Source organism: Paraprevotella xylaniphila YIT 11841 (genome assembly GCF_000205165.1).
GTDB lineage: Bacteria > Bacteroidota > Bacteroidia > Bacteroidales > Bacteroidaceae > Paraprevotella > Paraprevotella xylaniphila.
Genome location: NZ_GL883821.1, coordinates 1 through 1,882 on the forward strand (window position 1 = coordinate 1; position 1,882 = coordinate 1,882).

General features: G+C 56.3%; 1 pseudogene. It reads right to left on the reverse strand.

Annotation, left to right across the window (positions count from 1 at the left end):
* A pseudogene (locus HMPREF9442_RS02310) lies at nt 1-1,882 on the reverse strand (C10 family peptidase); the annotation flags it as partial.

Below are 1,882 nucleotides of genomic sequence, written 5' to 3' on the forward strand. Positions count from 1 at the left end.
ATGCTTTTACGCGGTAGAATCCGTTTTTCAGGCCCGTGGCTTTCTGGCTTAGCGTGACGCTGCCTTTTCCGGAACTGGAATAGGAGTGGAATACGTAACTGCCGTCTGCGTCCACCATGTAATTGTCCAAGGACGAAACGTCCGTCACCTTTGAACTCTGCCCTGTCTCGCGTGTGATGTCCCAACCCGTGGTGCGACGGCTTTCAAACGAAGCGTTGGTCAGGTACACGTCCGTGAGGTCGATGGGCGCATCTGTGGGGATGAGGTTCCGGCGGCAGGCTTTGATGCCCTCTTCCAAAAGGGCTTCGGCTTCGGCTATCTCCTCTGCTTCCGGATGGCGGGTATAGCATGCGGCTGCAGTGTGGATTTGGTCAAGGAACGTGTTGAGATCTTCCGGCAACAACTGCCCTTTGGCATTTTCAGCCAAAAGGTAGGCTTGGTTCAGCAGCTCGCCGAGCGCCTCGCTTTCCTTGTCTTTCTTCTCGTATGCGTAGATGTTGGTGCTTACGTCCTTGTCGTATGTAAGGTAGCCGCTGAAAGCCGGGATGGTGGCCCCCTCGTCCTCTACGAAGGTCTGTATGTCGGCCTTGTTCAGCATGCGGAGTCCTTTCCGGGCCACTCCATTGCTGAAACTGTAGGACAGGGTGTCGGACGTGGCTGTTCCATGCCCGTCATCGACGTTCACGTCGGTGGCCGTAATCCGGTCTTCGCCCGGCCGGGTAGTCCGGTAAAGGTAAGGCGTGCAAGCCTTTAACGTGGTGTTCACTTCGTCCGATTCCGAGATAAGGATGTTGCTCAGTTTCTTGATTCTGCGTGCGCGGCTGCCTTCGGGCACTTCGCAGTCGAAAGGCAGGGCGATGTATTGCCATTTCGTCGACGAGGATTGCGGGTTGAAGACGGCACGTCGGGCGGTGAAAGGTTCCTTCGCGTAGTAGTCGTGACCCATGGTCAGGCTGAGTTCCTCGCATATCCCGTCCTTGATGATGTTTTTTCCTTTGGCTTCCGAGGCGGCATCGAGATAAAACAAGATGTTCGGATTGGCGAGCTGTGGCACGCTGTCTATGCCCGTCACGCGGGTCAGGTCGAAATGCGTGGACGGCACGGTAGATGCCAGTTCCAAAAACTTGTCCTTGTTCCAGTGCCCGGAGAAGACGGCTCCCCAGTTGTCCGTTTCGGCCATGGTGAGGTCGCAACCGGCTACCTTGAAATAGACGATGGTGTCTTCCGGTGCAGCCTCTATCGTCTGCTCTTCTCCTCCGGCCTTGTAGTCGCGGTGCAGTGCGGCGGCATATAACACGTCTTTTTCCATGTCGTCGAAGTTGAACGTCACTTCTTGTGTCGAGCCTTCTGCAAATACGGTCTCCCTGTCCGACAAATCCCCACGTTTGACAAAGGCCGATTGTCCGGCATCGTATTGGTACAGGTCGCATTGCAAGGTCGGCGTGGTGGCGGTAGCTTCTTGGGCGTTCGTTAAGGAAGCCCGTACGCAGGCTGCGTCGCTGTACACCTTATTATATAATATGGTGTTTTCCTGCCCGCCGACAACGACGGATGTTTCCTCGCTTTCCGGAGCGGCATCGAGCCGGAGGCTGTTCAGCGACAAGGCGGGTTCCTGTGCGGAAGCTTCGGTCGCCAGACGTGCCAGGATACGCGCATTGCTGTCCATGAGGTACATGTAATACGGCCCGGCGATGCTGGGCCGGTAAGTCAGTTCCACGGTCACCGTTTCCCCGCTCGGGACGACCGTGTTCACGTCTCTCAGGTTGGCATCGCTTACGTCTGCCGGTTCCTCTTCTTTCCGCTCAATGGCAAGGTATATCCCCTTGTAGTCCGTGGTGCCATGGTTGGTGATTTCCACCTCGATGGCGTTTTTCATGCGGGT